The organism is Acinetobacter sp. OYA S30, from assembly GCF_033599315.1.
In the GTDB taxonomy this organism is placed as follows: domain Bacteria; phylum Pseudomonadota; class Gammaproteobacteria; order Pseudomonadales; family Moraxellaceae; genus Acinetobacter; species Acinetobacter baumannii.
The window spans coordinates 1-2,320 of sequence record NZ_JAWVAV010000096.1 but is presented as its reverse complement, the minus strand read 5'-3'; the positions used below and the strand labels follow the sequence as shown (position 1 = coordinate 2,320).

General features: G+C 36.1%; 2 protein-coding genes. Both read left to right on the top strand.

All coding sequences use genetic code 11. From position 1 onward, the window contains the following. Nucleotides 1–107: 107 nt before the first annotated feature. On the top strand, nucleotides 108–368 hold the full coding sequence (locus tag R5R67_RS19205; protein WP_001048218.1) for a FeoA family protein: 261 nt from the start codon (nucleotides 108–110) through the stop codon (nucleotides 366–368). Beyond that, a complete protein-coding gene (gene feoB / locus R5R67_RS19200; protein ID WP_278219725.1) occupies nucleotides 358–2,187 on the top strand; it encodes a ferrous iron transporter B in 1,830 nt (609 codons plus the stop codon). The genes R5R67_RS19205 and feoB overlap by 11 nt, the downstream gene beginning before the upstream one ends. Nucleotides 2,188–2,320 lie beyond the last annotated feature (133 nt).

Genomic DNA, 2,320 nt, shown 5'->3' with positions numbered 1-2,320 from the left:
GCTTTGACAGGTTCCGCATATCCAGATCTTGTTATAGGAATAATTGTTTCACTTTTCGTACTTAACGGTGCTCGAAAAATTTTGGCATTGAAATAAGAGTATTAAAAATGAATTTATTCCAAGTTAAACCAAACGAATTTGTCAAAATTGTTGACCTAAAAAAAGGTAACCAATATTTAGATAAAAATGATCCAGTTCTCGAACGACTTGAATTGTTAGGTTTCAGAATTGGTGAAACTTTACAAGTTCTAGCTAAGGGACTTTTCGGTGGTGATCCAGTATTGGTTCAAATTGAAACTTCTCGATTTGCGTTAAGAAAGAATGAAGCTGAACGAATTTTTGTAGAGATTGTTTCAAATGAACAGTAAAAATATTGCACTTATTGGTAACCCAAATTGTGGGAAAACATCTCTCTTTAATACTTTAACAGGTACTCGTCAAAAAGTAGCTAATTATGCTGGTGTTACTGTTGAGCGGAAAGAAGGTTTCTTTAAACTACCTTCTGGTGAATCAGTTCGAGTTTTAGATTTGCCCGGCACATACAGCTTAAAGCCTACGAGTCTAGATGAAGAGGTAACAAGGGCTGTATGCTTAGGTGAGCTTGAGGGTGAGGTTCTACCTGATATATATGTATGTGTGGTTGATGCCACTAATTTACATTTACATTTAAGTCTTGTGCTTGAAATAAGGGCATTGAATCGACCAATGCTTCTTGTTTTAAATATGATGGATGAGGTCAAAAAGCGTGGTATTTCGATAGATATTAATAAGCTATCAGAATTGTTGGGTATCCCTGTTATTGAGGCTGTTGCCGTTAAAACTAAAGGCGTGCAAGAACTACTAAATCAATTAGATCAAAAAAATCTATTTGTCACTCCTTATCATTCTGATCTGAATCATTTTGATCAGATTAAAAATATTACTAAACAGGTAATTTTAAAAAATGATAACGGTGATGCAAGAACAGCTTTCTTGGATAAAATTTTCTTACATCCTGTACTTGGTTTAGTCATCCTAACGCTTACCATGTTTGTCATGTTCCAAGCCGTTTTTATCTGGGCACAACCTTTTATCTCATTAATTGAAAATGCAATTGCTTGGTTAGGAGATACAATTGGCCCGCTTATTACTCATCCATTACTTAGAAGTCTTATTGTTGATGGGGTAATCGCTGGATCAGGTAGTGTTTTGGCTTATATGCCGCAGATCCTTATCTTATTCTTCTTTATTTTAATTTTAGAAGAATCAGGTTATTTGCCACGAGCAGCATTCCTTTTGGATAAATTAATGTCCAAAGCTGGTTTAAGTGGACGTTCCTTTATTCCACTATTGTCTAGTTTTGCCTGTGCTATTCCTGGTGTCATGGCAACACGAAGCATTAGTTCGGAAAGAGATCGTCTAGCAACCATTATGATTGCGCCATTAATGACTTGTTCTGCAAGATTACCTGTTTATGCTTTACTTATTGCGGCATTCATTCCAAACAAATTAGTTTATGGTTGGTTGAGTCTACAAGGTTTAGTTCTTTTTGGACTATATATGGCTGGCATTGTTTCAGCACTATGTGTTTCTTTGTTTTTGAAACTAGTTAGAAAAGATAAAACAGAAAGTATTTTTATCTTTGAGTTGCCTACTTACCGATTACCAGATATTCGAAACGTTGCATTAGGACTTTATGATCGAGCTACGATCTTTTTAAAAAGGGTTGGCGGCATTATCGTAGCATTATCTATATTGCTTTGGGTATTGGTTACGTTCCCTCAACCTCCTGAGCATGCCACAATGCCTGCTATCAACTATAGTTTAGCTGGACAACTTGGACACATTATTCAGCCTATATTTGCACCTATTGGCTTTACTTGGGAAATCTGTATCGCATTAATTCCTGCTATGGCTGCAAGGGAAGTTGTCATTGCTGCTTTAGGTGTAATTTATGCTATGTCTGGAGATGAAGATACTGTAACTCAAACATTGTTGAGTCAAATCTCTGGTCCTGATGGTTGGGGGCTAGCTACAGGGATGTCATTATTAGTTTGGTACATTTTCGCACCACATTGTCTTGCAACATTAGCGACCATTCGTCGTGAAACTGGTAGCTGGAAACAGCCTGTTATTATGGCGACTTACTTATTTGGGCTTGCATATTTCTTTGCCTTCATTACATATCAGCTTATTAGTAGACTTTAATCAAAATAAGAATGTTTCATAAAGAAAAATGGATGCCTTCGCATCCATTTTTCTTTTAAGTATCAAACTGATTATGAGCTTTTTTTCACAGCAACAATAATCTGACTCTCACCCTCTATTTTTAATTCGAAGT

Coding starts and splice junctions, on each gene's coding strand:
- R5R67_RS19205 (WP_001048218.1), top strand. CDS start 108: ATGAATTTATTCCAAGTTAAACCAAACGAATTTGTCAAAATTGTTGAC.
- feoB (WP_278219725.1), top strand. CDS start 358: ATGAACAGTAAAAATATTGCACTTATTGGTAACCCAAATTGTGGGAAA.